Origin of the sequence: Microbacterium sp. NPDC077644 (genome assembly GCF_040702785.1) — a bacterium.
In the GTDB taxonomy this organism is placed as follows: Bacteria; Actinomycetota; Actinomycetes; order Actinomycetales; family Microbacteriaceae; genus Microbacterium.
On sequence record NZ_JBFBME010000001.1, the window covers coordinates 49,850 to 70,933 of the forward strand.

General features: G+C 68.6%; 25 protein-coding genes. 13 read left to right on the forward strand and 12 right to left on the reverse strand.

The window, feature by feature from the left end; translation table 11 throughout:
- Positions 1 to 33: 33 nt before the first annotated feature.
- A complete protein-coding gene (locus AB0269_RS00265) occupies positions 34 to 3,501 on the forward strand; it encodes a TM0106 family RecB-like putative nuclease (RefSeq protein ID WP_366209199.1) in 3,468 nt (1,155 codons plus the stop codon).
- 106 nt (positions 3,502 to 3,607) lie between these two features.
- Here the strand turns inward: AB0269_RS00265 and upp are convergent, their stop codons facing one another.
- Positions 3,608 to 4,240 carry a uracil phosphoribosyltransferase gene (gene upp / locus AB0269_RS00270; protein ID WP_227531150.1) on the reverse strand — a complete coding sequence of 211 codons (633 nt, stop codon included), beginning with the start codon at positions 4,238 to 4,240 and terminating at the stop codon, positions 3,608 to 3,610.
- 66 nt (positions 4,241 to 4,306) lie between these two features.
- On the opposite strand from upp, the gene tadA reads away from it, so the two are divergent.
- Entirely contained in the window at positions 4,307 to 4,738 is a 432-nt protein-coding gene (tadA, locus tag AB0269_RS00275) for a tRNA adenosine(34) deaminase TadA (RefSeq protein WP_366210466.1), read from the forward strand.
- Positions 4,739 to 4,921: 183 nt separating this feature from the next.
- Here tadA and AB0269_RS00280 read toward each other — a convergent pair whose 3' ends face one another.
- Positions 4,922 to 5,233 carry a cation transporter dimerization domain-containing protein gene (locus tag AB0269_RS00280; protein ID WP_227531149.1) on the reverse strand — a complete coding sequence of 104 codons (312 nt, stop codon included), beginning with the start codon at positions 5,231 to 5,233 and terminating at the stop codon, positions 4,922 to 4,924.
- A gap of 79 nt (positions 5,234 to 5,312) precedes the next feature.
- Here AB0269_RS00280 and proC point away from each other — a divergent pair, with 79 nt between their 5' ends.
- Positions 5,313 to 6,152 carry a pyrroline-5-carboxylate reductase gene (gene proC / locus AB0269_RS00285; protein WP_366209200.1) on the forward strand — a complete coding sequence of 280 codons (840 nt, stop codon included), beginning with the start codon at positions 5,313 to 5,315 and terminating at the stop codon, positions 6,150 to 6,152.
- Between the two features lie 5 nt (positions 6,153 to 6,157).
- Here proC and AB0269_RS00290 read toward each other — a convergent pair whose 3' ends face one another.
- From AB0269_RS00290 to AB0269_RS00300, 3 genes are all read right to left on the reverse strand, one after another.
- Positions 6,158 to 7,231 carry an alpha/beta hydrolase gene (locus tag AB0269_RS00290; RefSeq protein ID WP_366209201.1) on the reverse strand — a complete coding sequence of 358 codons (1,074 nt, stop codon included), beginning with the start codon at positions 7,229 to 7,231 and terminating at the stop codon, positions 6,158 to 6,160.
- Positions 7,232 to 7,349: 118 nt separating this feature from the next.
- Complete coding sequence (locus tag AB0269_RS00295) at positions 7,350 to 8,021, reverse strand: TrkA family potassium uptake protein (protein WP_366209202.1); 672 nt, start codon at positions 8,019 to 8,021, stop codon at positions 7,350 to 7,352.
- The gene (locus AB0269_RS00300) at positions 8,014 to 9,375 is read right to left on the reverse strand and encodes a potassium transporter TrkG (RefSeq protein ID WP_366210467.1); all 1,362 of its coding nucleotides are present in this window, start codon (positions 9,373 to 9,375) and stop codon (positions 8,014 to 8,016) included. The genes AB0269_RS00295 and AB0269_RS00300 overlap by 8 nt, the downstream gene beginning before the upstream one ends.
- Positions 9,376 to 9,538: 163 nt before the next feature.
- Between AB0269_RS00300 and AB0269_RS00305 the strand changes: the two genes are divergently transcribed.
- A complete protein-coding gene (locus AB0269_RS00305; RefSeq protein ID WP_366209203.1) occupies positions 9,539 to 9,955 on the forward strand; it encodes a metalloregulator ArsR/SmtB family transcription factor in 417 nt (138 codons plus the stop codon).
- 6 nt (positions 9,956 to 9,961) lie between these two features.
- On the opposite strand, the gene AB0269_RS00310 is transcribed toward AB0269_RS00305, so the two are convergent.
- Together AB0269_RS00310 and AB0269_RS00315 are read right to left on the reverse strand one after the other, a co-directional pair.
- Complete coding sequence (locus tag AB0269_RS00310; RefSeq protein WP_366209204.1) at positions 9,962 to 10,774, reverse strand: ABC transporter permease; 813 nt, start codon at positions 10,772 to 10,774, stop codon at positions 9,962 to 9,964.
- Positions 10,771 to 11,676: an ATP-binding cassette domain-containing protein gene (locus AB0269_RS00315; RefSeq protein ID WP_366209205.1), complete on the reverse strand. Its 906-nt coding sequence runs from the start codon at positions 11,674 to 11,676 to the stop codon at positions 10,771 to 10,773. Before AB0269_RS00315 ends, AB0269_RS00310 begins: the two co-directional genes overlap by 4 nt.
- A 112-nt stretch (positions 11,677 to 11,788) precedes the next feature.
- Between AB0269_RS00315 and AB0269_RS00320 the strand changes: the two genes are divergently transcribed.
- The 9 genes from AB0269_RS00320 (at position 11,789) to AB0269_RS00360 (ending at position 16,719) form a co-directional block, all read left to right on the forward strand.
- Positions 11,789 to 12,712 carry a TetR/AcrR family transcriptional regulator gene (locus tag AB0269_RS00320; protein WP_366209206.1) on the forward strand — a complete coding sequence of 308 codons (924 nt, stop codon included), beginning with the start codon at positions 11,789 to 11,791 and terminating at the stop codon, positions 12,710 to 12,712.
- Between the two features lie 96 nt (positions 12,713 to 12,808).
- A complete protein-coding gene (locus tag AB0269_RS00325) occupies positions 12,809 to 13,000 on the forward strand; it encodes a helix-turn-helix domain-containing protein (RefSeq protein WP_175988400.1) in 192 nt (63 codons plus the stop codon).
- A 137-nt stretch (positions 13,001 to 13,137) separates the two neighbouring features.
- The gene (locus AB0269_RS00330; RefSeq protein ID WP_003792170.1) at positions 13,138 to 13,236 is read left to right on the forward strand and encodes an AURKAIP1/COX24 domain-containing protein; all 99 of its coding nucleotides are present in this window, start codon (positions 13,138 to 13,140) and stop codon (positions 13,234 to 13,236) included.
- A 96-nt stretch (positions 13,237 to 13,332) separates the two neighbouring features.
- Positions 13,333 to 13,635: a rhodanese-like domain-containing protein gene (locus AB0269_RS00335; protein ID WP_366209207.1), complete on the forward strand. Its 303-nt coding sequence runs from the start codon at positions 13,333 to 13,335 to the stop codon at positions 13,633 to 13,635.
- Entirely contained in the window at positions 13,632 to 13,889 is a 258-nt protein-coding gene (locus AB0269_RS00340; protein WP_366209208.1) for a glutaredoxin family protein, read from the forward strand. Before AB0269_RS00335 ends, AB0269_RS00340 begins: the two co-directional genes overlap by 4 nt.
- Positions 13,886 to 14,185 (forward strand): Dabb family protein, encoded by a 300-nt coding sequence (locus AB0269_RS00345; protein WP_366209209.1) that lies wholly within the window; start codon positions 13,886 to 13,888, stop codon positions 14,183 to 14,185. Before AB0269_RS00340 ends, AB0269_RS00345 begins: the two co-directional genes overlap by 4 nt.
- Before the next feature lie 123 nt (positions 14,186 to 14,308).
- Positions 14,309 to 15,133, forward strand: a complete 825-nt coding sequence (locus AB0269_RS00350; protein WP_366209210.1) for a transporter substrate-binding domain-containing protein — start codon at positions 14,309 to 14,311, stop codon at positions 15,131 to 15,133.
- 36 nt (positions 15,134 to 15,169) lie between these two features.
- Entirely contained in the window at positions 15,170 to 15,967 is a 798-nt protein-coding gene (locus AB0269_RS00355; protein ID WP_366209211.1) for an amino acid ABC transporter permease, read from the forward strand.
- Positions 15,964 to 16,719 carry an amino acid ABC transporter ATP-binding protein gene (locus tag AB0269_RS00360; protein ID WP_366209212.1) on the forward strand — a complete coding sequence of 252 codons (756 nt, stop codon included), beginning with the start codon at positions 15,964 to 15,966 and terminating at the stop codon, positions 16,717 to 16,719. The genes AB0269_RS00355 and AB0269_RS00360 overlap by 4 nt, the downstream gene beginning before the upstream one ends.
- Positions 16,720 to 16,824: 105 nt before the next feature.
- Here AB0269_RS00360 and AB0269_RS00365 read toward each other — a convergent pair whose 3' ends face one another.
- The 5 genes from AB0269_RS00365 to AB0269_RS00385 all read right to left on the reverse strand — a co-directional run bounded on the left by AB0269_RS00365 (position 16,825) and on the right by AB0269_RS00385 (position 21,015).
- Entirely contained in the window at positions 16,825 to 17,007 is a 183-nt protein-coding gene (locus AB0269_RS00365; protein ID WP_366209213.1) for a YegP family protein, read from the reverse strand.
- A 66-nt stretch (positions 17,008 to 17,073) separates the two neighbouring features.
- Positions 17,074 to 18,159 (reverse strand): ABC transporter ATP-binding protein, encoded by a 1,086-nt coding sequence (locus tag AB0269_RS00370; protein ID WP_366209214.1) that lies wholly within the window; start codon positions 18,157 to 18,159, stop codon positions 17,074 to 17,076.
- On the reverse strand, positions 18,156 to 18,950 hold the full coding sequence (locus AB0269_RS00375; protein ID WP_366209215.1) for an ABC transporter permease subunit: 795 nt from the start codon (positions 18,948 to 18,950) through the stop codon (positions 18,156 to 18,158). The genes AB0269_RS00370 and AB0269_RS00375 overlap by 4 nt, the downstream gene beginning before the upstream one ends.
- Positions 18,947 to 19,891, reverse strand: coding sequence for an ABC transporter permease (locus tag AB0269_RS00380; protein ID WP_366209216.1), 945 nt, complete (start codon positions 19,889 to 19,891; stop codon positions 18,947 to 18,949). Before AB0269_RS00380 ends, AB0269_RS00375 begins: the two co-directional genes overlap by 4 nt.
- On the reverse strand, positions 19,870 to 21,015 hold the full coding sequence (locus AB0269_RS00385; protein ID WP_366209217.1) for an ABC transporter substrate-binding protein: 1,146 nt from the start codon (positions 21,013 to 21,015) through the stop codon (positions 19,870 to 19,872). The genes AB0269_RS00380 and AB0269_RS00385 overlap by 22 nt, the downstream gene beginning before the upstream one ends.
- Positions 21,016 to 21,084: the final 69 nt, after the last annotated feature.

Genomic DNA, 21,084 nt, shown 5'->3' on the forward strand with positions numbered 1-21,084 from the left:
GGGGGTGTCTGAGCCCCCGGCTACGCTCGAAGCATGCGGATCGACACCCAGGCGCAGCGCGTCATCTGGAGCGCGAGCGACCTGAAGGCCGCCGCCGAATGCGAGTTCGCATGGGCACGCGCGATCGATGCCAAGCTCGGCCGCGTTCCCGCTGTCGAGGAGCCCGAGGATGCCACGCTGAAGCGGGCGGCGAAGCTCGGCGACGCGCACGAGGTGAAGGTCCTCGAGGCGTACCGCGAGTCGCTCGGAGTGGATGCCGTTCATGAGGTCGCGCGGGTCAACTCCGCAGAGCCCGACGCCCTGGCCGCTGTCGTCGCCGAGACGCGCGAGGCGCTGCGGTCGGATGCGAGGCTGCTCTTCCAGGCGGCGTTCGCGACCGACGAGTTCGTCGGATTCGCCGACTTCCTTCTGCGCGACGACGAGGGCCGGTGGCGGGTGCAGGACTCCAAGCTCGCACGGACGGCACGGGTCACCGCGCTCATGCAGCTGGCGGCATACGTCGACCAGCTCGATGGTCTCGGCATCCCGCGGTCCGACCAGGTCGATCTCATCCTCGGCGACGGAACGGTCAGCACGCACGACGTCGACGACCTCCTGCCGCTCTTCCACGTGCGCCGATCGCGTCTGCGAACGCTGATCGCCGATCGCGATGTGGCAGCAGGCGCCGCGGGCGCCCCGCTCGCTTGGGGCGATGAGCGCGGCGACATCGGTGTGGTCGCGTGCGGCCGATGTGAGACGTGCACGCAGCAGGTGGATGCCGCGCGCGACCTCCTCATGGTCGCGCGGATGCGACCGGTGCAGCGCACGCGCCTGCGCGACGCCGGCATCGAGACGATCGACCAGCTCGCCGCGGCGACCGAAGCTCCCGCCGGAATGAACATCGACACCTTCGAGTCGCTCCGCTCGCAGGCCCGGCTGCAACTGCGCGCCGAGGCCGACGACGCGCCCTCCTACGACGTCTATCACCCCGCGGCGATCCATACGCTGCCCCGCCCGAGTCGCGGCGACATCTTCTTCGACTTCGAGGGCGACCCGCTCTACACCGAGCCCGCCGCCGACGGCCATGCGCAGTGGGGCATCGACTACCTCTTCGGCTGGGTCGACAACGACGACCAGTACACGCCGCTGTGGGCGCACACCTTCGCCGACGAGAAGGCAGCACTCGAGCAGTTCCTCGACTTCGTGAACGCGCGCAGGTCCGCGCATCCCGACATGCACATCTACCACTACGCGCCGTACGAGACCTCGCACCTGAGCGCGATGGCCGCGCGGCACGGCGTCCGCGAGGGCGAGGTCGACAAGCTCCTGCGCGAGGGCGTCTTCGTCGACCTGTACCCGCTCGTGCTGCGCACCGTGCGGGTCGGCTCGCGGTCGTACTCGATCAAGAAGCTCGAGCCGCTCTACATGGGCGAAGACGTGCGCACCAGCGATGTGCAGAAAGGCGACGACTCGATCGTGCGGTACGTCGCAGCGCGCCAGCTCGCCGCCGCCGGCGAGACCGCCGATGCCGACGCCGTGCTCGCGGATCTCGCCGACTACAACCGCTACGACTGCGTCTCCACGCGCCGCCTGCGCAACTGGCTGATCGAGATCGCACGCGACAAGGGCGTGAACCCTGCGCCGCCCGATGTCGCCGACGAGGTCGTCTACGAGCCGTCGCCGCGGTCAGTCGCGCTGCTGGCCGACGCCGCAGAAGACGTCGAGCGCGGGGGAGACGGCGAAGCCCACCGCGTGGCTGCGGCGGCGATCGACTACTACCCGCGCGAGTCGGCGATCTTCTGGCGGGCGCACTTCCAGCGGCTGCGCGAACCGGTGTCGATGTGGGATCAGACCCGCGACGTCGTCCGCGTGGACGCCGCGGCCTCGGCGGTGCGCCGCGACTGGAGCGTCGAAGAAGGCCGGCGCGTCATGTCGCGCGAGATCGAGATCCGCGGCGAGGTGTCACCGGGGACGACGCTCGGCGAGGGCGGCGAGCCATTCGCGCTGTACCCGTTCCCCGCACCCTTCGTGGTCGATGCGCCGTCGCGAGCCGTCCACGTGCCGCATATCGTGCGCATCACCGAGGTCACAGACGACGGCTACATCGTCACCGAGAACGCGGTGGACGGTCAGACCTGGGACGAGCTGCCCCTCGCGCTCACTCCGGCGGCGCCTCCCCGGGTCGTCTCCCTGCAGGGCGCGATCGACGAGTGGGCGGATGCCGTGCACCAGGCGGCGCCCGCGTTCCCGGGGGACGCGGCGACCGACATCCTGCGCCGCGTTCCGCCGCGCACCGTGTCGGGCGCAGGGCTCCCGGAGCGCGGAGGCGACGTGATCGATGCGATCGTCCGCGCCGTCCGAGATCTCGATCGCAGCTACGTCGCCGTGCAGGGACCGCCCGGCACCGGCAAGACCTACACCGGCTCGCACGTCATCGCCCGCCTCGTGAACGAGTACGGGTTCCGCGTCGGTGTCGTCGCGCAGTCGCACGCGATCATCGAAACGCTGCTCGAGCGTGTCGTCGCCGCCGGCGTGCCGGCGGGTCAGGTCGCGAAGAGCCCGAAGGAGAAAGGGAGCGATCCTGCGTACACGCCGATCCCCAAGACGGGCATGGCGGCGTTCCTCGCCGAGCGCGAGGGGCAGGGCGTCGTGGTCGGCGGCACCGCGTGGGACTTCAGCAACACGACCCGGGTCGAGCGCGGAGGCCTCGATCTCATCGTCATCGACGAAGCCGGTCAGTTCTCGCTCGCCTCGACCATCGCGGTCGCGGCCGGGGCGAAACGGCTGCTCCTGCTCGGCGACCCGCAGCAGCTGCCGCAGGTGAGCCAGGGCGCGCACCCCGAGCCGGTCGACACCTCGGCGCTCGGCTGGGTCATGGACGGCGACTCCGTCGTCCGGCCCGAGTACGGCTACTTCCTCGACCACAGCTGGCGGATGCATCCCGCCGTCGCCGAGCCGGTGTCACGACTCTCGTACGCGGGGCAGCTGGAGTCGGCGTCCGGCACCGAGCTGCGGGAGATCGACGGCATCCGTGCAGGGCTCCATCTCGCGCCGCTCCGTCACCGCGGGAACGCGACCCAGTCGCCGGAAGAGGCGGACGAGGTCGTCCGGATCGTCCGCGACCTGATCCGGCGCGCGTTCTCCGAGCCCGACGCCGGAACCAGGCCACTGACGGAGGAGGACATCATCGTCGTCGCGCCCTATAACGCGCAGAAGCAGCTCGTCCACGACGCCCTGACCGCCGCCGGATTCGGCGACGTGCCCGTCGGGACGGTCGACAACTTCCAGGGCAAGGAGGCTGTCGTCTCGATCACGACGCTCGCGGCATCCAGCGGTCGCGATGCGCCGCGCGGGCCGGAGTTCCTGCTGCTGCAGAACCGGCTCAACGTCGCCATCTCGCGCGCGCAGGTCGCGGCGTTCCTCATCTACTCGCCCGCGCTGCTCGACGACCTCCCGCGGACTCCGGAGGGCGTGACCAGGCTCAGCGCGTTCGCGCGTCTCGTCGGCGCGGATCGAGGCTGAACCGCCGTTCCCGGATCAGGACGAGTGATCGAGGTCAGGAAGATCTGTCCGAATAGTCCTGCTCTCGGGCACTGTTCCTGACTTCGGCGCAGCCGAGCGGGAGGTGTCAGACGGTGCCGTACAGACGGTCGCCGGCGTCGCCGAGGCCGGGGACGATGTAGCGGTGCTCGTTCAGCCCCTCGTCCAGCGCGCCGAGCACGATCGTGACGTCGCGGTCGCCGACGAGCTTCTCGATCGCCTCGAGGCCCTCCGGCGTGCCGAGCAGGCAGATCGCGGTGACGTCCTTCGCACCGCGGTCGAAGAAGAACTGGATCGCCGCGGCGAGCGAGCCGCCGGTGGCGAGCATCGGGTCGATGGCGAAGCACTGGCGGTCGCTGAGGTCATCCGGCAGCCGCTCGGCGTACGTGGTCGGCTCGAACGTGGTCTCATCGCGAACCATGCCGAGGAAGCCGACTTCGGCGGTCGGGAGCAGCTTGACCATGCCCTCGAGCATGCCGAGGCCCGCACGCAGGATCGGCACGACGATCGGACGGGGCTCGGAGATCTTCACACCCGTCGTCTTGGTGACCGGAGTCTGGATCTCGATCGGCGTGACCTTGACGTTGCGCGTCGCCTCGTACGCGAGCAGCGTGACGAGTTCCTCGGTCAGCTGCCGGAAGACCGGAGACGGCGTGCGCTCGTCGCGCAGCACGGTCAGCTTGTGGGTGATGAGCGGATGGTCGGCGACGTGAACACGCATAGACATAGGGTAATGCGCGCGGGGTCCGGATACGCTCGGAACATGCGCCAGGCAGACACCGACGGGATGCTGCTCGCGCTCGCGCTCGCCGAGGAAGCGGCGGCGGCCGGAGAGGTACCGGTCGGGGCCGTGCTGCTCGACGCTTCGGGTGCGATCATCGGCGAGGGGCGGAACACCCGCGAGCAGACGCACGACCCGACCGGCCACGCCGAAGTCGTGGCGATGCGGCAGGCCGCGGCATCGATCTCGTCCTGGAACCTCGAGGGCTGCACGCTCGTCGTCACCCTCGAACCGTGCGTGATGTGCGCGGGGGCGATCCTGCAGGCGCGCGTGGGACGCGTCGTCTTCGGTGCGTGGGACGAGAAGGCCGGGGCGGCGGGGTCGATGTACGACGTGCTGCGCGACCGCCGTCTGCCGTACCGCGCGGAGGTCGTCGGCGGGGTCTCGGAAGACGCGTCGACCGCCCTGCTGCGCGACTTCTTCGAGCAGCGCCGCTGAGGCAGGAGCGCGTCCGGGACGTGCCAGCTCCCGCGCGAGGGGTCGCAGATGGCGACTACTGGTCGGCTTTGGCAGCCACATGCGACCCCTCGCGAAGACGGCTCCCCGAGAGGGGTCGCGAATGGCGGTCTAGGACCCCGTATGGCGGCGATTTGCGCCCCCTGGCGAGCGCGCAGCGGCCGGTCAGTCCTCGGACTTCAGTACGAAGACATCCGTCGACGGTTCGGGGTCGAGCGACGGACGGTAGATGTCCGGCTGGATGTACAGCGAGCCCACGGCAGGCACCGTCGTGCGGATCTGCTGCTCGATCTCGCCGATCACGTCCGCGACGTCGCGGACGGTCTTCTCGGCGGGCAGGGCGATCTTGACCGCGACGAGGAGCTTGTCGCCCTCGACCGTGTACGTCTTCAGGCTGATGAGCTTCTCGACATCGGCGCATCCGAGGATCGCGTCCATGATCAGGTCGAGGTCGTGTTTGCTGGCAGATCCGCTCATGCCGCGAGTCTAGTTCGGGCGCCTGTGATCCGCTGGGGTCCTCATCGGCGCTGTCGCATCCCGAGCATAGGATGGCCGCATGCCTGAATCCCTTCCGTCCCTCGCGTTCCTCGGTGCCGGATCGATGGGAGGCGCCATCCTGCACGGCGTCGTCGCGTCGGGCATCCCGGTCGACGGGGGCATCATCGCGACCAACCGCACGGCCGAGAAGGCCGCGACGCTCCAGGGGCTCGAGAACGTCACGGCCGTCGCGCTGGAGAGCGAGCCGAACGGCAACACGGATGCCGCGGCATCCGCCCGCGTCATCCTCGTCGGCGTCAAGCCGTACATGGTTCCCGATCTGCTGCGCGAGATCGCGCCCGTCCTCCGTGATGATGCCATCGTCGTGAGCCTCGCCGCGGGTGTCACGCTCGCCACCTTCGCAGAGCACCTCGGCGAGGGCGCAAGAGTCATCCGGTCGATGCCGAACACCCCCTCGACCGTGGGCAAGGGCGTCACCGGACTCGCGGCCGGAGGCGCCGCGACCGCCGATGACGTCGCGCTCGTCCGGCGGCTGTTCGAACTCGTCGGCGCCGTCGTCGAGGTTCCGGAAGAGAAGATCGACGCCCTCTCGACGATCTCCGGCTCGGGGCCCGCCTACGTCTTCCTGCTCATCGAGGAGCTCACCAAGGCCGCGATCGCCAAGGGCTTCGACGAGGCCGACGCCCGGCTCATGGCCGAGCAGACCTTCATCGGCGCGACCGCGCTGCTCGCGGCATCCGGAGAGGATCCCGCCGAGCTCCGACGGCGTGTGACGAGCCCGAAGGGGACGACCGAGCGGGCGATCGCGGTCCTGCAGGACGCGAACCTCGACGACGTGTTCACCCGGGCGACGGATGCCGCACTCGCCCGCGCCAAGGAGATGGCTGCGGGGAAGTAGTCGGCTCAGCGCGCGTACCCGATCCGCTGGAGCAGCGCCGTGCGGAACTCCTCAGGGCGTTCGAGATGCGGCGAGTGTCCGACGCCCTCGAACTCGACCTCGGTCACGTCCCCGCCGGCCGCCTCGTACGCCGTCAGCACGTTCCGCGTCTGCGTGACCATCTGCTGCGCCGGCGCGACCTCCTCCCCGGGCCATCCGGGGATCGCGCCCAGGGCTCCGAGGTGGTTGAGATCGAAGAACGAGGCATCCGAGACGATGGCGTCCGCCGTGCCGTGCACCCAGAGGATCGGCGGCTTGACGTCGAGGTCGACGATGCGCGAGACGTTGAAGTGCCCCGGCGCCATGGTGTTGAGAACACCGACGTCCCCGGCGCCGAACCCGGGCCAGTTCGTGCTCGCGACGCTGTCACCGGGGTACGTTCCCGGATCCGTCGACGTCGTGTTCATCGACGCCACCCAGATGTCCTCGTGGTCGCCCGTGTACCCGGACGCGACGTAGCTCCCGCGGAACACGCTGCGCGGCGAGGTCGGAGCATCCGCCGTGGTGTCCCCGGCGCGCAGCCGCTCGATGAAGTCGGGGTTGCCACCCCCGCCGCCGCATCCGGCGTCGTCGTCGGTCAGTCGCGAGCCGTCGGGCCGCGTTCCTCCGAACCCGTACGGCGAGACGGGCGCCTGCAGCGTCAGGCTGAGTGCGGGGTGGTCGAGCGCGTACTGCATCAAGACTCCGCCGCCCATCGACCAGCCGACGAGGTGGGTGGTCTCGATTCCGAGCGCGTCGAGGGTCGCGCGGAGATCATCGCTGTAGTCGCCGAGTCCGCGGCTCGCCTCCACGGGCAGCGTCTCGGTGTCGCCGAATCCGCGCAGGTCGACGGCGATCAGACGCAGGTCGGCGGGCAGTGCCAGCATGATCTCCTGCCAGAACAGCGCCGACGAGACATTGCCGTGCACGAACACGACCGTGCGCTCCGGGGGAGCGGCGGGGTCGTCGCCGGTGCGCTCGAGGACGTTGACCCGCAGCCGCGAGGTGTCGATCACCCGTGCGGTGATGCCGTCGAGCAGCGAGTCCTGGGTGATGGTCATGACCGATCCTTCGCGTATCCGGCGCCCTGCCGTGACGCGGCCCCGATGCCGCGTGCGGATCGACTCTAGCCCTCAATCGAGCAAATGTGAATGGGGTTTCAGGTAGGGATGGACGCGGTCAGCGATCCAGCGCAGCGAAGCGTTCGATGTCGCTGTTCGTGCCAGACACGATGATGAGGTCGTGGTTGGTGACGACGGTGTCCGCCTCGGCGTAGCGGAACGGCTTGCCGGGGCTCTTCACGCCCACGACCGTGACCTTGTACTTGCTCCGCACACCGGACTCGTTCAGGCCCACGCCCCGGATGAACTTCGGCGGGTACATCTTCGCGAGCACGAAGTCGTCGTCGAAGCGGATGAAGTCCAGCATCCGACCGCTCACGAGGTGCGCGACGCGCTCGCCGGCCTCCCGCTCGGGGTAGATGACGTGGTTGGCGCCCACACGGGCGAGGATCTTGCCGTGCGACTGCGAGACGGCCTTCGCCCAGATCTGCGGGACCTTCAGGTCGACGAGGTTCGCCGTGATGAGGACGGATGCCTCGATCAGGGAGCCGACCGCGACGACCGCGACCTGGAAGTCCTGCGCGCCGATCTGCTTGAGAGCGTCGATGTTGCGGGCGTCGCCCTGCACGGTGTGCGTGACGCGGTCCGACCACTTCTGCACGAGCTCGAGGTTCTCGTCCATGGCGAGCACCTCGCGGTCGAGTCTGTCCAGCTCGCCGGCGCACGCGGCGCCGAAGCGTCCGAGTCCGATGACCAGCACCGGGGCATCGCTGCGGAGACCTTCAACCAACGATCGGCCTTTCGACGGGCAGCGAGTAGAGCTGCGTTCTCGTCGTCGCGGCGACCGCCGCGGCGAGTGTCACTGTACCAACGCGCCCCATGAAGATGGTCAGCGCCATGACGTACACGGCTGGATCGGGCAGGCTCTGGGTGAGACCTGTGCTCAGGCCCACCGTGCCGAACGCCGAGATGACGTCGAAGAGCACATCCTCGGTCGAGGCCTTGGTGATCTGCCCGATGATGATCGTCGACAGGGCGACGATCGTCGCGCCCCACGCGACGACGCTGAGGGCGACGCGCTGCACGTCGCTGGGGATGCGGCGTCCGAACGCGTTCACCGATTGGCGGCCGCGCGCCTCGGACCACACGGCGATCGCGAGCACGGCGAGCGTGGTCACCTTGATGCCGCCCGCCGTCGAGGCCGAGCCGCCTCCGACGAACATGAGCATCGAGATCGCGAGCTTGGACGAGCCGTTCAGGTCGGCGATCTCCACCGTGCTGAACCCTCCGGATCTCGTCATCGCCGAGAGGAAGACGGACTGGAAGGTCGTGTCGACGGCATCCATCGATCCGAAGGTCTTCGGGTTGTCGAACTCGAGGATCACGAACACGGCCGCGCCCACGACGAGCAGGATCGCCGTCGTGATGAGGGTGAGCTTGGAGTGCAGCGACCAGCGCTTCACGTGATAGTGGTGCTTGAGCAGCGTGTAGATGACGGGGAAGCCGATGCTGCCCAGGAACACGCCGATCATGAGCATCGTGAGCACGAAGTAGTCGTCGACGAATTCGACGACGCCGGTCGCGTTGGGCGCGAAGCCGGTGTTCGTGAACGCCATCGCGGAGTAGTACGGCGCCTCCCAGAGGGCCGTGAGCGGGTGGATGCCGGCCATCACGAGGCCCGGGTAGAGCAGGATCGCCACGACGAGCTCGATCACGATCAGCGACATCGCGACGGTTGTGAGCAGCTGGCCGACCTCGCCGAGCCGGACGGTCTGCCCCTCGTTGACGACGCCGCCGTGCGCGCGCAGCGGATTGCTGTCCCCGGCGGCGAGCAGCTTCGCGCGCAGGCCCAGCTTCTTCGAGATCACGAGGCCCAGGACCGAGGCGAGGGTCAGCACGCCCATTCCGCCGATGTTCACTCCGAGGAAGATGAGCACATGGCCGAACGGCGACCAGTGCTCGGCCATGTCGACCGTGGCGAGTCCGGTCACGCAGATCGTCGAGACCGCGGTGAACAGGGCGTCGCTGAGCGGGGTGACCGTTCCGGATGCCGACGCGATCGGCAGCGAGAACAGGGCGGTGAACAACAGGATCAGCGCCGCGAAGATGAGGATCGCGAACCGCGACGGCGATGATGTGATGATCCGCCGGGAGAAGTGCCAGAAGTCGAACGAGCGCTTACGGGACGACGTCGACCAGCCGATGCTCGACACGCACGCCTCCCCGCTTCATCCGGTCGCCCGGCGCGAAGGTCGCGCCGAGCCTTCGTCATGGTACTCCGGACGCGGGGCGACTAACCTGAACTTCATGACGGACATCTTCGACGTGATCGCAGACGGAACGAGGCGCGACATCCTCCAGCTTCTGCTGCGGCGGTCGACGCAAGGGGATGCCGGTACCAGCGTCTCGCAGATCGTCAGCGACCTGGGCATCAGTCAGCCCACCGTCTCGAAGCACCTCAAGGTGCTGCGCGATGCCGAACTGGTCAGCGTCCGTGAGGACGGACAGCGTCGCTTCTACAGCATCGAGGTCGAGCCGCTCGAGGCCGTGGACGACTGGCTCGTCCCGTTCCTGGTAGACGCGTTCGGCGACGCCGCCCCCGACATCGACTTCTCCACGATGCCGTTGCCCGACGGCGCCGCGCACGCGGCCGAGGTCGTCGGCCGCGCCGCGGCATCCGCGAAGCACGTCGTCGCGTCGGCGCTCAAGCGTCTCGGCGCCTGAGCTCCCTCAGCGCTTCCCGGCCTTGCGCCGGAACAGCCACGCGCCCCATACGGCGGCGGCGACGAGGATGCCGATGCACCACACGACGGCCCAGAAGGGCTGAGCGCCGGCATCCGTGCCCATCAGCAGTGCGCGGATCGTCTCGACGATCGGCGTGATCGGCTGGAACTCCGCGACGGGCTGCAGCCACGACGGCATGCTCGGCACGGGGACGAACGCGCTCGACAGGTACGGCAGGAACAGCAGCACGAACCCGTAGCCGTTCGCGCCCTCGGGCGAGCCTGCGGCCAGACCGATCGCCGCGAACAGGTAGGTGATCGCGAGAATGTACAGGCCGATGAACAGGGCCGTGAGTACCCATTCCCCGAGCGTCGCCGTGGGTCGGAACCCGACGAGCACGCCGACGCCGATGACGATGGCGGTCGCGACGAGGTTGCGCAGCAGGCTGGCGACGACGTGCCCGGTGAGCACGGCTCCCGACCGCACGGGCATGGTGCGGAACCGGTCGATGATGCCCGTGCGCATGTCGTTCGCGACGTACACCGCGGTGGACGAGGCGCCGAAGCCGGCGCAGGTGAGGATGATGCCGGGCACCACGTAGTCGACGTAGGCGCCCGACGGGTCGATCGCCCCGCCGAACACCCACGTGAACATGAGCATGAGCATGACCGGGAGCATGATCGCCATGAGCAGCGATTCGCCGTCGCGGAGCGAGTGACGCAGGCTCCGGCCGACGAACACCGATTCGGCGGTGAGCCCGCGAAGGCGCGGGCGGGGGGCGGGGGCGGATGCCGCGACGGCGGCGGGTGCGGTGGTCATGCGATCTCCTTCAACGGTGCTGCGGTGCGGGCCCCGACGGTGCCGGTGGTGACGGCGAGGAAGACGTCGTCGAGTGTGGGACGGCGGAGGGTCACGATGCCCTCGGCGCCCTGCTGGTCGAGGTCGTCGAGTGCGCGCCGCAGACCGGCGACCGATCCGTCGGTGGCGATCTCCTGCAGCAGCACGCCCTGTGCGTCGTGGAGTTCGACGGTGTCGCCGCCGATCCGGGCCTTGAGCTCCGCGGCCGTGCCGAGGGCCGCGACGCGCCCGTCGTGGAGGACGGCGATGCGGTCGGCGAGCTGATCGGCCTCTTCGAGGTACTGCGTGGTGAGGAACACGGTGGTGCCCGCCGAGGCGAGCGAGCGGATGATGTCCCACAGGTCGCGGCGGCTGCGGGTGTCGAGCCCTGTGGTCGGCTCGTCGAGGAAGAGGACCTCGGGGGTGACGACGAAGCTCAGGGCGAGATCGAGCCGGCGCCGCATGCCGCCGGAGAAGGTCGCGACACGGCGGCCCGCCGCATCGGTCAGCCCGAAGCTTGCGAGCAGATCATCGGCCCTGCGGCGGCTGGCGCGGCCGGAGAGGCCGGCCAGGCGTGCGAACATCACGACGTTCTCGACGGCGCTCAGGGCGTCGTCGACTGCCGCCGACTGCCCGGTCAGGCTGATCCGGCGGCGCACCTCGACAGGGGCGGATGCCACGTCGAATCCGCCGACGGAGGCGGAGCCGGCATCCGGCGCGGTCAGCGTCGTGAGGATGTTGATCGTCGTGGTCTTGCCCGCGCCGTTCGGGCCGAGCAGGGCGAAGACCTCGCCGCGGGAGACGGTGAGATCGAGTCCGTCGATGACGGTGTGCGAGCCGAAGGCCTTGCGGAGCCCCCGGACGTCGATGGCTGGTGCGGTCATGGCGTTCCTTCCTGATCCGGTTCTGTGTACGGGTGAAACTGTGTATGCCTGAAACAACTGTGTATGAGAGTAACACACTGTTTACGCACTAAACAGAATTAGGATGGTCGACATGACCGATGTGGAACCTCCGGAGCTCCCCAGGGGCATCGCGCTGGCGTGGGGCGTCGCGGCGAATCCGCAACGCGGACCCAAGCGCGAGATGAGCGTCGAGAAGATCGTCGAGGCCGCCGTCGAGCTCGCGGACGCCGAGGGTCTCGGCGCCGTGTCGATGGCTGCTGTGGCATCCAAACTCGGCTTCACGCCGATGTCGCTGTATCGCTACGTCAGCGCGAAGGACGATCTCCTGCTGCTCATGCAGGAGGAGGCGACCGGCCTTCCGCCGGAGGAGCATCGCGAACAGGACGGATGGCGGGCGCAGCTGCGTGCGCTGTTCGAGGCGCAGGCGCATCTGTACCTGGCGCACCCGTGGCTGCTGGCGATCCCGATCACCGGGTCGCCGATCACGCCGAGCAGCTCCGCGTGGCTGGATGCGGCACTGGCAGCGCTCGAGCCGACACCGCTGAACCCGGTCGAGCGCCTGGCCGTCGCCCTGTCCGTGACCGGAGCCGCGCGCTGGTACGGCATCGTCGTCGCCGGCTATGCCGAGCAGTCGCGATCGAGCGGACTCGGTCCCGACGAGATCACCGCCAGGGAGGCCGAGCTCTTCGACCGTGTGATCACGGCCGAGGAGTTCCCCGCACTGCGAGCCGCGATCGAGGCGGGCGTGTTCCTGTCCGAGGACGATCCGTTCCGCTTCGGCATCGAGAGGATCTTCGACGGGATCGAGAGCTATATCGCCGGGCTCGACGGCGGTGCCGAGCGCACGGCATCCGAGCCCTGGCCGGAGGAGGAGTCCGCGGAGCTCGCCGACGACAAGAAGGTGCGCGATGCGCGCAAGGCGGTCCGCGCCGCTGAGAAGGCGCTGCGCGATGCCCGCAAGCTCGAGCGTCAGGCCGTCAAGGAGGCGACCGAGCGCATAGCGCGCAGACAGTAGTTGCACAGCAGTCACACTGATCACATTCGTCCCGCAGGTTTACACGGGCCCCGTCTTCCCCATAGAGTTGGGCATCACCAGAAAGGGGTACGTGGGATGCCCGATGTTCCAGAGGTCCGGTTCCTCACCGTCGCCGAGGTGGCGGAGATCATGCGCGTGTCGAAGATGACCGTCTACCGGCTCGTGCACTCCGGCGATCTGCCGGCGATCCGCTTCGGCCGCAGCTACCGCGTTCCTGAGACCGCGGTGACCGAGGCGCTCCAGCGCCCGATCTCCGACGTCGGCTGACGCCGTCGGAGCCGGGCGTGCGCTCGGTGTGCATCGCGCAGCCGCGCGTTTGCTAAACTGATCCGAGGCATTTTTCCGTGCCCGTACCCGGGTGTCCGATTCCAGTGACGCCCAGCCCCTGACGTAGTGAGGTTTCCGTGGGTTCAGTCATCAAGAAGCGCCGCAAGCGCATGGCGAAGAAGAAGCACCGCAAGCTGCTTCGCAAGACTCGCCACCAGCGCCGCAACAAGAAGTAAGCGGCCAGAGCACCGAGCGCCTGTCTTCGGACGGGCGCTTCGTGTCTGTGCGCGCGATTCCGGGCGGCCAGCGCCGTCCCCGTCGATCGAGGAGCTATGAAGTCCATCACCATCGCCGATCTCGATGCCCGCGAGAACACTCCGCTCATCGATGTGCGCGAGCGCGACGAATTCGCCGCCGGCCATGTCCCCGGCGCCGTCAACATCCCCATGTCCGAGATCGGCAACCGGCTCGATGAGCTCCCCGCCGAGGCGTTCGACGTGATCTGCCAGGCAGGCGGACGATCGGCCCGTGTCGTTCAGGCGCTGGAGGAGCGCGGCTACGACGCGACCAACGTCGAGGGCGGCACAGGGGAGTGGATCGCCTCCGGCAAGCCGGTCGAGAAGCCCTCGGCGTGACCACGATCACGGTCATCGGCCGCCAGGGCTGCCACCTCTGCCCGACGGCGCTCGGTATCGTCGAACAGGTCGTCGCCGACCTGCCCGATGACATCGGAGACGACATCGAGATCGTCGAGCGCTCGATCGAGGACGACTCCGCCCTCTACGAGCTGTGGTGGGAGAAGATCCCCGTCGTGCTGATCGACGATCAGGTGCACGCGTACTGGCGGGTGTCCGCCGACAAATTGCGTCAGGAACTGGAGAAGGCATGATCCGCCACGTCGTCACATGGAAGCTCGCGAGCGAGGATGCCGCCGAGCGCGGTTCGCAGGCCGCAGAGGTCGCCCGCAGGCTCAACGCCCTGGACGGCGTCGTGCCGCAGCTGCGCGCGATCTCGGCCGGCGCGAACACGATCTACCCCGAGTCGAACTGGGACGTCACGCTCGTCGCCGACTTCGACTCCGTCGACGACCTCGAGCAGTACCAGGTGCATCCGGCCCATGAGGAGGTCGTGGCCTACGCCCGCTCCGTCGTGGCATCCCGAGTCGCCGTCGACTTCGAGATCTGAACGATCTGCCGGGTTGCGAAACGGAAACGTAACTCACAAAGGTGGGGATTCGCGGCCGCTCCGTGTCAGGATGATCTGCATACCCGTCCGCGGGCCTCACGGCCCCGTCAGTCAGGAGCGGTCATGACCCGTCGCCGTCACCTCGTCCTCGGCCTCGCCTTCGCGGCGACCGCCGCGCTCACCCTCGCCGGCTGCGCCAGCAGCGGCAACGATGCCGGCGGCGAGGACGCCCCGGCATCCACCGGAGACGACTACGGTCTGGTCGAAGCAGGCACGCTGACGATCTGCTCCGACATCCCCTACGCACCCTTCGAGTTCGAAGGCGGCGACAACGGCACCGGCTACACCGGTTTCGACATCGACCTGCTCGACGCGATCTCGAAGAAGCTCGACCTGAAGCTCGCCGTGCAGGACGTGGGCTTCGACGCGCTGCAGTCGGGCACCACCCTCGCCTCCGGCACCTGCGACCTCGGCGCGTCCGCCATGACGATCACCGAGGAGCGCAAGGCGAACCTCGACTTCTCCGACCCGTACTACGATTCGCTGCAGTCGCTGCTGGTCCCCGCCGACTCGGACATCAAGTCCATCGACGACCTCGACGGCAAGATCGTCGGCGTGCAGCAGGGCACCACCGGTGAGGCGTACGCGACGGAGAACGCGCCCGGAGCGGAGCTGCTGCAGCTCCCGTCCGACGGCGAGCTGTGGCCGGCGATCCAGGCCGGCACCATCGACGCGATCCTGCAGGACCAGCCGGTCAACATCGAGCACGAGAAGGCCGACCCGAACTACACGATCGTCGAGGAGTACGACACGGGCGAGTCCTACGGCTTCGCCTTCGCCAAGGGTGAGAAGACGGCTCTGCTCGACGCCGTCAACGGCGCTCTGCAGGAGCTCCGCGACAGCGGCGACTACGACACGATCTACGACTCCTACTTCTCCGCCAACTGAGTTCGCGGAGGACGGTAGGCCGGGAGGACCTTGGCAATGGCGTTGAGGCGCACTCAGAAGCAGAAGCTGTACCGCTACACGGTGTACGCGATACTCATCGCGCTCCTCGTGTGGGGTGTCGTGACGGCCGACTGGGCGCGCCTCGGCCCGCTGTTCTTCAACCCCGAGGTCGCGTTGAAGATGCTCCCGGGCATCATCACCACGGGCCTGGTGAACACCCTGTGGTTCACGGCGGTGGCGTTCGTCGGCGGCTTGCTGCTCGGTGTCGTGCTGGCGTTGATGAAGCTGTCGGTGATCGCACCGTTCCGGTGGATCGCGACGGTGTGGATCGAGCTGTTCCGCGGTCTGCCGGCGCTGCTGACGATCTTCGCGATCGCGTACATCCTGCCGATCGCCATCGGCGTCCGCAATCAGGATCTCGGCGGCCCGGTGGTGCTCGGGCTCGTCGGCCTCATCCTCGTCGCCTCGGCCTACATGGCGGAGACGATCCGGGCGGGCCTGCAGGCCGTGCCGAAGGGGCAGACCGAGGCGGCCCGGTCGCTGGGCATGTCCCCGATGAAGACGACGTTCTGGATCGTGATCCCGCAGGGCTTCCGCATCATCATCCCGCCGCTGACGAACGAGTTCGTCCTGCTGCTGAAGGACACCTCGCTGCTGTTCATCGCCGGAAGCTTCATCTGGTCGAAGGAGCTGACCACGTTCGCCCGCGACGCGACGACGCAGAACGGCAACGGCACGCCGCTGATCATGGCTGCGCTGCTGTACCTGATCGTGACGATCCCCCTCACGCGCTTCAGCGCGTGGCTCGAGCGACGAATGGCGAGGCAGCGATGAGCACCGACCTGATCGACGTCCACGCCCCGGCCATCGAGGTCCGCGGGCTGGTGAAGAGCTTCGGCGACAACGAGGTGCTCAAGGGCATCGATCTCACGGTCACCGCCGGCGAGGTCGTCTGCGTGATCGGGCCGTCGGGATCGGGCAAGTCGACGCTGCTGCGCTCGGTGAACAGGCTCGAGGAGCCCACGGGCGGCAGCATCCTCATCGAGGGCATCGACATCACCGACGAGGACGTCGACATCGACCGGGTGCGCACCCGCATCGGCATGGTGTTCCAGAGTTTCAACCTGTTCCCGCACCTGAGTGTGCTCGAGAATCTCACGCTCGCGCAGCGGCGGGTGAAGAAGCGCTCGAAGGCGGAGTCCGATAAGGTCGCGCACGAGATGCTCGGCCGAGTCGGGCTCAGCGACAAGGCATCCGCGTACCCCGGGCACCTGTCCGGCGGCCAGCAGCAGCGCGTCGCGATCGCGCGGGCGCTGTGCATGAACCCTGACATGATGCTGTTCGACGAGCCGACGTCGGCGCTCGACCCCGAGCTCGTCGGCGAGGTGCTGCAGGTCATGCGGTCGCTGGCGGACGAGGGGATGACGATGCTCGTCGTCACGCACGAGATGGGCTTCGCGCGCGAGGTCGGCAGTCGCCTGATCTTCATGGACGGCGGACACATCGTCGAAGAGGGCGATCCGCGCCAGGTGCTCGCGAACCCGCAGCATCCGCGCACGCAGGACTTCCTCTCGCGCGTGCTCTGAGCTGCGCGCGCTGCTTGCCCGCGAAACAGGTCCTATCACGCGAAACAGGCCTTGCCGCGACCTGTTTCGCGCGGCAAGGCCTGTTTCACGGTGGGTGCCTCGGACTCAGCCCTCGACTTCGACGACCTCGGCGTCCGCGGCATTGCGGCGCACGGAGTCGATGCCGTTCAGTGCGCCGGACTTCGACGCATAGCCCTGCCCGGTGGCGATGACCTCGCCGTTGCCCGCCTTCAGGCGGAAGCGGTAGTCGCCGCCCTTGTCCTGGTACAGCTCGAACTTGCCTGCCATGGTGTCGCCTTTCGCTCGTTGGTCACACGCTATCGCCGCGGTGCGTGCCGGCGATAGGTCTCGGAGTCAGCTCCGTGGGCGGACGGCGACGGGCACCGGCTCGACGGCGAGCCAGACGCGGTCGCCGAAGGCCGGATGCTGGTGCGCATCGTGCTGCACGCGCACGAGGTCGCCGGCATCCGTCTTGACGAGCGTGCGGCGGATGCTGCCGAGGAACGTGCTCTCCTCGACGACGCCTCCGGTCGCGGCATCCGCCTCGCCGGTGAACCGCAGGTTCTCGGGGCGCAGGTGCACGTCGACCTCGCCGTCCGCAGCCGTGTTCGTCGGCAGCGTGTGCCCCCACACCGTCACGGAGTCGCCGGACGCGACCCCCGAGACGACGCTGGAGAGCCCGACGAAGGCCGCGACGTGCGCGGTCGCCGGGCGCAGGTACAGCTCCTCCGGGGTGTCGATCTGGTCGATGCGCCCGGCGTTCATCACCGCGATGCGGTCGGAGACGGCCAGCGCCTCCTCCTGGTCGTGCGTGACGAACACGGTCGTGATGCCCAGGCGCAGTTGGATGCGGCGGATCTCGTCGCGCAACTGCACGCGGACTTTCGCGTCCAGCGCCGAGAGCGGTTCGTCGAGCAGCAGCACCCGCGGCTCGGTGACCAGAGCACGGGCGAGCGCCACGCGCTGCTGCTGCCCACCGGAGAGCTGGTGCGGGAAGCGATCGGCGAAGCCCTCGAGACCGACGAGCGCGAGCGCATCCAGCGCCTTCTTGCCGGCGGCCGTCTTGCCCACGCCGCGTCGGCGCAGTCCGAACGCGGTGTTGTCCACGACGCTCAGGTGCGGAAACAGCGAGTACGCCTGGAACACCATGCCGATGTCGCGCTTGTTGGTCGGTACGCGCGAGACGTCCTGGCCGCCGAGCAGCACCGCGCCGCCGTCGGCGCTCTCGAGCCCTGCGAGAACGCGCAGGGCCGTGGTCTTGCCGCATCCGGACGGCCCGAGCAGCGAAACGAACTCGCCGGGCGCGATGTCGAGGTCGACGCCGTGCAGTACGCGGTTCGAACCGTAGCTCTTCTCGATGGCCTGGAACTGCACGCGCGTTCCCTCGCTGGCCTCGACGAGCAGCTGATCGTCCTTCGTGGCGGGGAGCGGCATGGTCATGAGGTGGCCTTTCGGTTGCCGCGGGCGGCGCGGCCGATGATGAGCAGCAGCAGGAAGCAGAACAGCAGCGCCAGCAGGGTGAAGATCGCGGGGGCGTAGGCATCCTGCTTGCCGACGACGACCATGGCGGTCTGGAACACCTGACGGTTCAGAAGCGACGCGATCGTGAACTCGCCGAGCACGACCGCGATCGAGATGAGGGATGCCGAGAGCAGACCCTGGCGCAGGTTCGGGGCGAGAACCTTCCACACCACGACGGGCCAGCTGGCGCCGAGCGACCGCGCGGCCTCCGACAGCGTGCGCAGGTCGGCGGCGTCGATGGATGCCTGGATCGAGCGGTACGCGAACGGGAGAACGGTGACCCCGTACGCGAAGGCGAGGGTCCACGTTCCGGTGCCGAGCGTGCGCCCGATCTGCAGATAGAGCGGCGTGAGCCCGACGACGAGCACGATCGCGGGGATGGAGATCGGCAGAAGCGCGGTGAAGTCGAAGATCGGCCGCAGCCGAGGGAACCGCAGGGCGACAAGGATCATTGTCGGTGCGAGCAGCAACAGGACGATCGCGACCGTGACGACCGCGAGGATCAGCGAATTGCCCAGGCCCGTCCAGATCGGCTTGATCGCCGCGGATGCCGCGGGATCGAGGAGCGCCGCCCAGCGCTCGAACGACAGCCCGCCGTCCGCGGTGCGCAAGGTGTACAGAAACGTCGAGATCAGCGGGATCGCGAAGAACGCGCCGACGAGGATGCCGATGATCCAGCGCGTCGCACGGGCCGGGGCCAGCCGGTTCATGACTGCCACCTCGCAGCCCGCCGCTGGATCAGCGAGTACAGCGTCATCACGACCCCCACGATGATGATCATGCCGAGCGCCAGGGCTCCGGCCAAGTTCTCCCTGCCGAGCACGGTCTCGCTGGTGAGCGCCGCACGGATCTGCAGGGGGACGATCTGCGAACCCTGGCTGGCGAGAGCTGCCGCGGTCGCGTACGACGAGAAGGCGTTGGCGAACAGCAGCAGGAGGCTCGCGAGGAACGACGGGGCCAGCACGGGGATGCCGATGCGCGTCCAGAAGCCCAGGCGTGTGCCGCCCAGCGTCAGGTTCGCCTCGGACCACTGCGGCTTCAACGCCGCGAGCGCCGGCATGAACGTGATGACCATGAGCGGAACCTGGAAGTAGATGTACGGGAGGATCAGGCCGGGGACCTCGTAGAGCCACATCCCGTTCTCGAAGATGTCGAACCCGAACGAGTCGCGCAGCAGCACCGTGACGACGCCCTGGGCTCCGATCGTCGCGATGAACGCGAACGCGAGCATGACGCCGCCGAACTGCGCGAGCACGCCCGCGGCGGCATCCACGGTCTGGCGGACCGCGCCCTGCGGATTCATGCCGAGCATGGCGTAGCAGATCAGTGCGCCGACGACGGCGCCGACGACGGCCGTGAGCAGCGACACCCAGGCGGAGTTCGCGAACGTGTTCAGCACGACGGGGTCGCCGAGCGCCGCCACGTTCGTCCAGGTGAACGAGCCGTCTCCGTCGAAGAATCCGGAACCGACCGCGAGCACGGTCGGCACGGCCAGGAACAGCAGCACGTAGGCGCTGAACGGGACGAGTCCCAGCCACGCCCAGGACGAGCCGGACCGCCGGGCCGTCTGCGACGGCCCGGCGGTGGTGGGGGCGGATGCCGCGGCATCCACCCCCGCGATAGTCGCTGTCACTGGACGGCCGCGGCCCACTTCTCGCCGAGCAGGGTGCCGGCTGCCGTGGACTGCTCCTCGGTCGGAACGACCGTCTCGGCGGGGACCTCGGGAAGGGCCGCGGCGAGGTCGGCATCGATCGTGCCGGCCTCGGTCATGGCCTCCATGCGAGCCGGTCGCGCGCCGCCCTTGAGCCAGAGGTTCTGCACCTCGTCGCTGTACAGGAACTCCTGCCACAGACGCGCGGCGGCCGGGTGCGGAGCATCCTTGTTGATGGCCTGGTTGTAGTACGACGCGTAGCCCGTGCCGTCGAGGACGGTGACCTTCCAGTCGGGGTTGTCAGCGCCCGCGGCGGCGTTCAGGTAGTCCCAGTCGAAGACGACGGGCGTCTCGCCGCTGGTGATGGTGGCCGGGGTGACGTCGACCTTGAGGAAGTTGCCGGCCTTCTGCAGTTCGCCGAAGTACTCGATGCCGGGGGTGAAGTCGTCGAGGTCGCCCCCGGACTGCACGGCTGCGAGGCCGACGGCGGCGAAGGCGGACCCTGCCTGCGTCGGGTCGCCGTTGATCGCCACGGCGCCCTTGAAGTCGGAGCCCTTCAGGTCGTCGAGCGAGGTGGGCTCGTCGAACTTCGAGGAGTCGTAGCCGATCGACATGTAGCCGCCGTAGTCGCCCACGAACAGTCCGGTGGGCTCCTTGAGCGCGTCGGGGATCTCGTCGAAGTTCTCGACCGTGTACGGGGCGAACATGTCGGTGTTCTCGAGCGCGACCGCGAGGCCGAGGTCGAACACGTCGGGAGCGGTGTCCAGACCCTGGTTCGTCTCGGCGGCCGTGATCTCCTCGGCGCTGGAGACGTCGGGGGAGGCCTCGTTGATCGTGATCTCGGGGTAGCGCTCGGCGAACAGGTCGAGGATCTCGCCGTAGTTGGCCCAGTCGCGGGGGAGGGCGATGACGTTCAGCGCGCCTTCGGCCTTCGCTGCGGCCTCGAGGTCCTCGAAGGTGCCGAAGTCGGCGATCGAGGTGGCGGATGCCGCGTCGACGGCGTCGCCGCCGTCCGTACCGTTTCCTGCACTGCTGTCGGCTGCGCACGAGGTCAGCGCGAGGGCCGCGGTCGTGGCCAGGGCGATGCCGGCGACGAGACGCGCGCGGCGGGAGATGGTTGCCATGAGGTTCCTCTCGGAGGTCCGGCGCGGGCGCGCCGGAATTCGGGTTGCGTCAGGACGCTACGGCGCGAG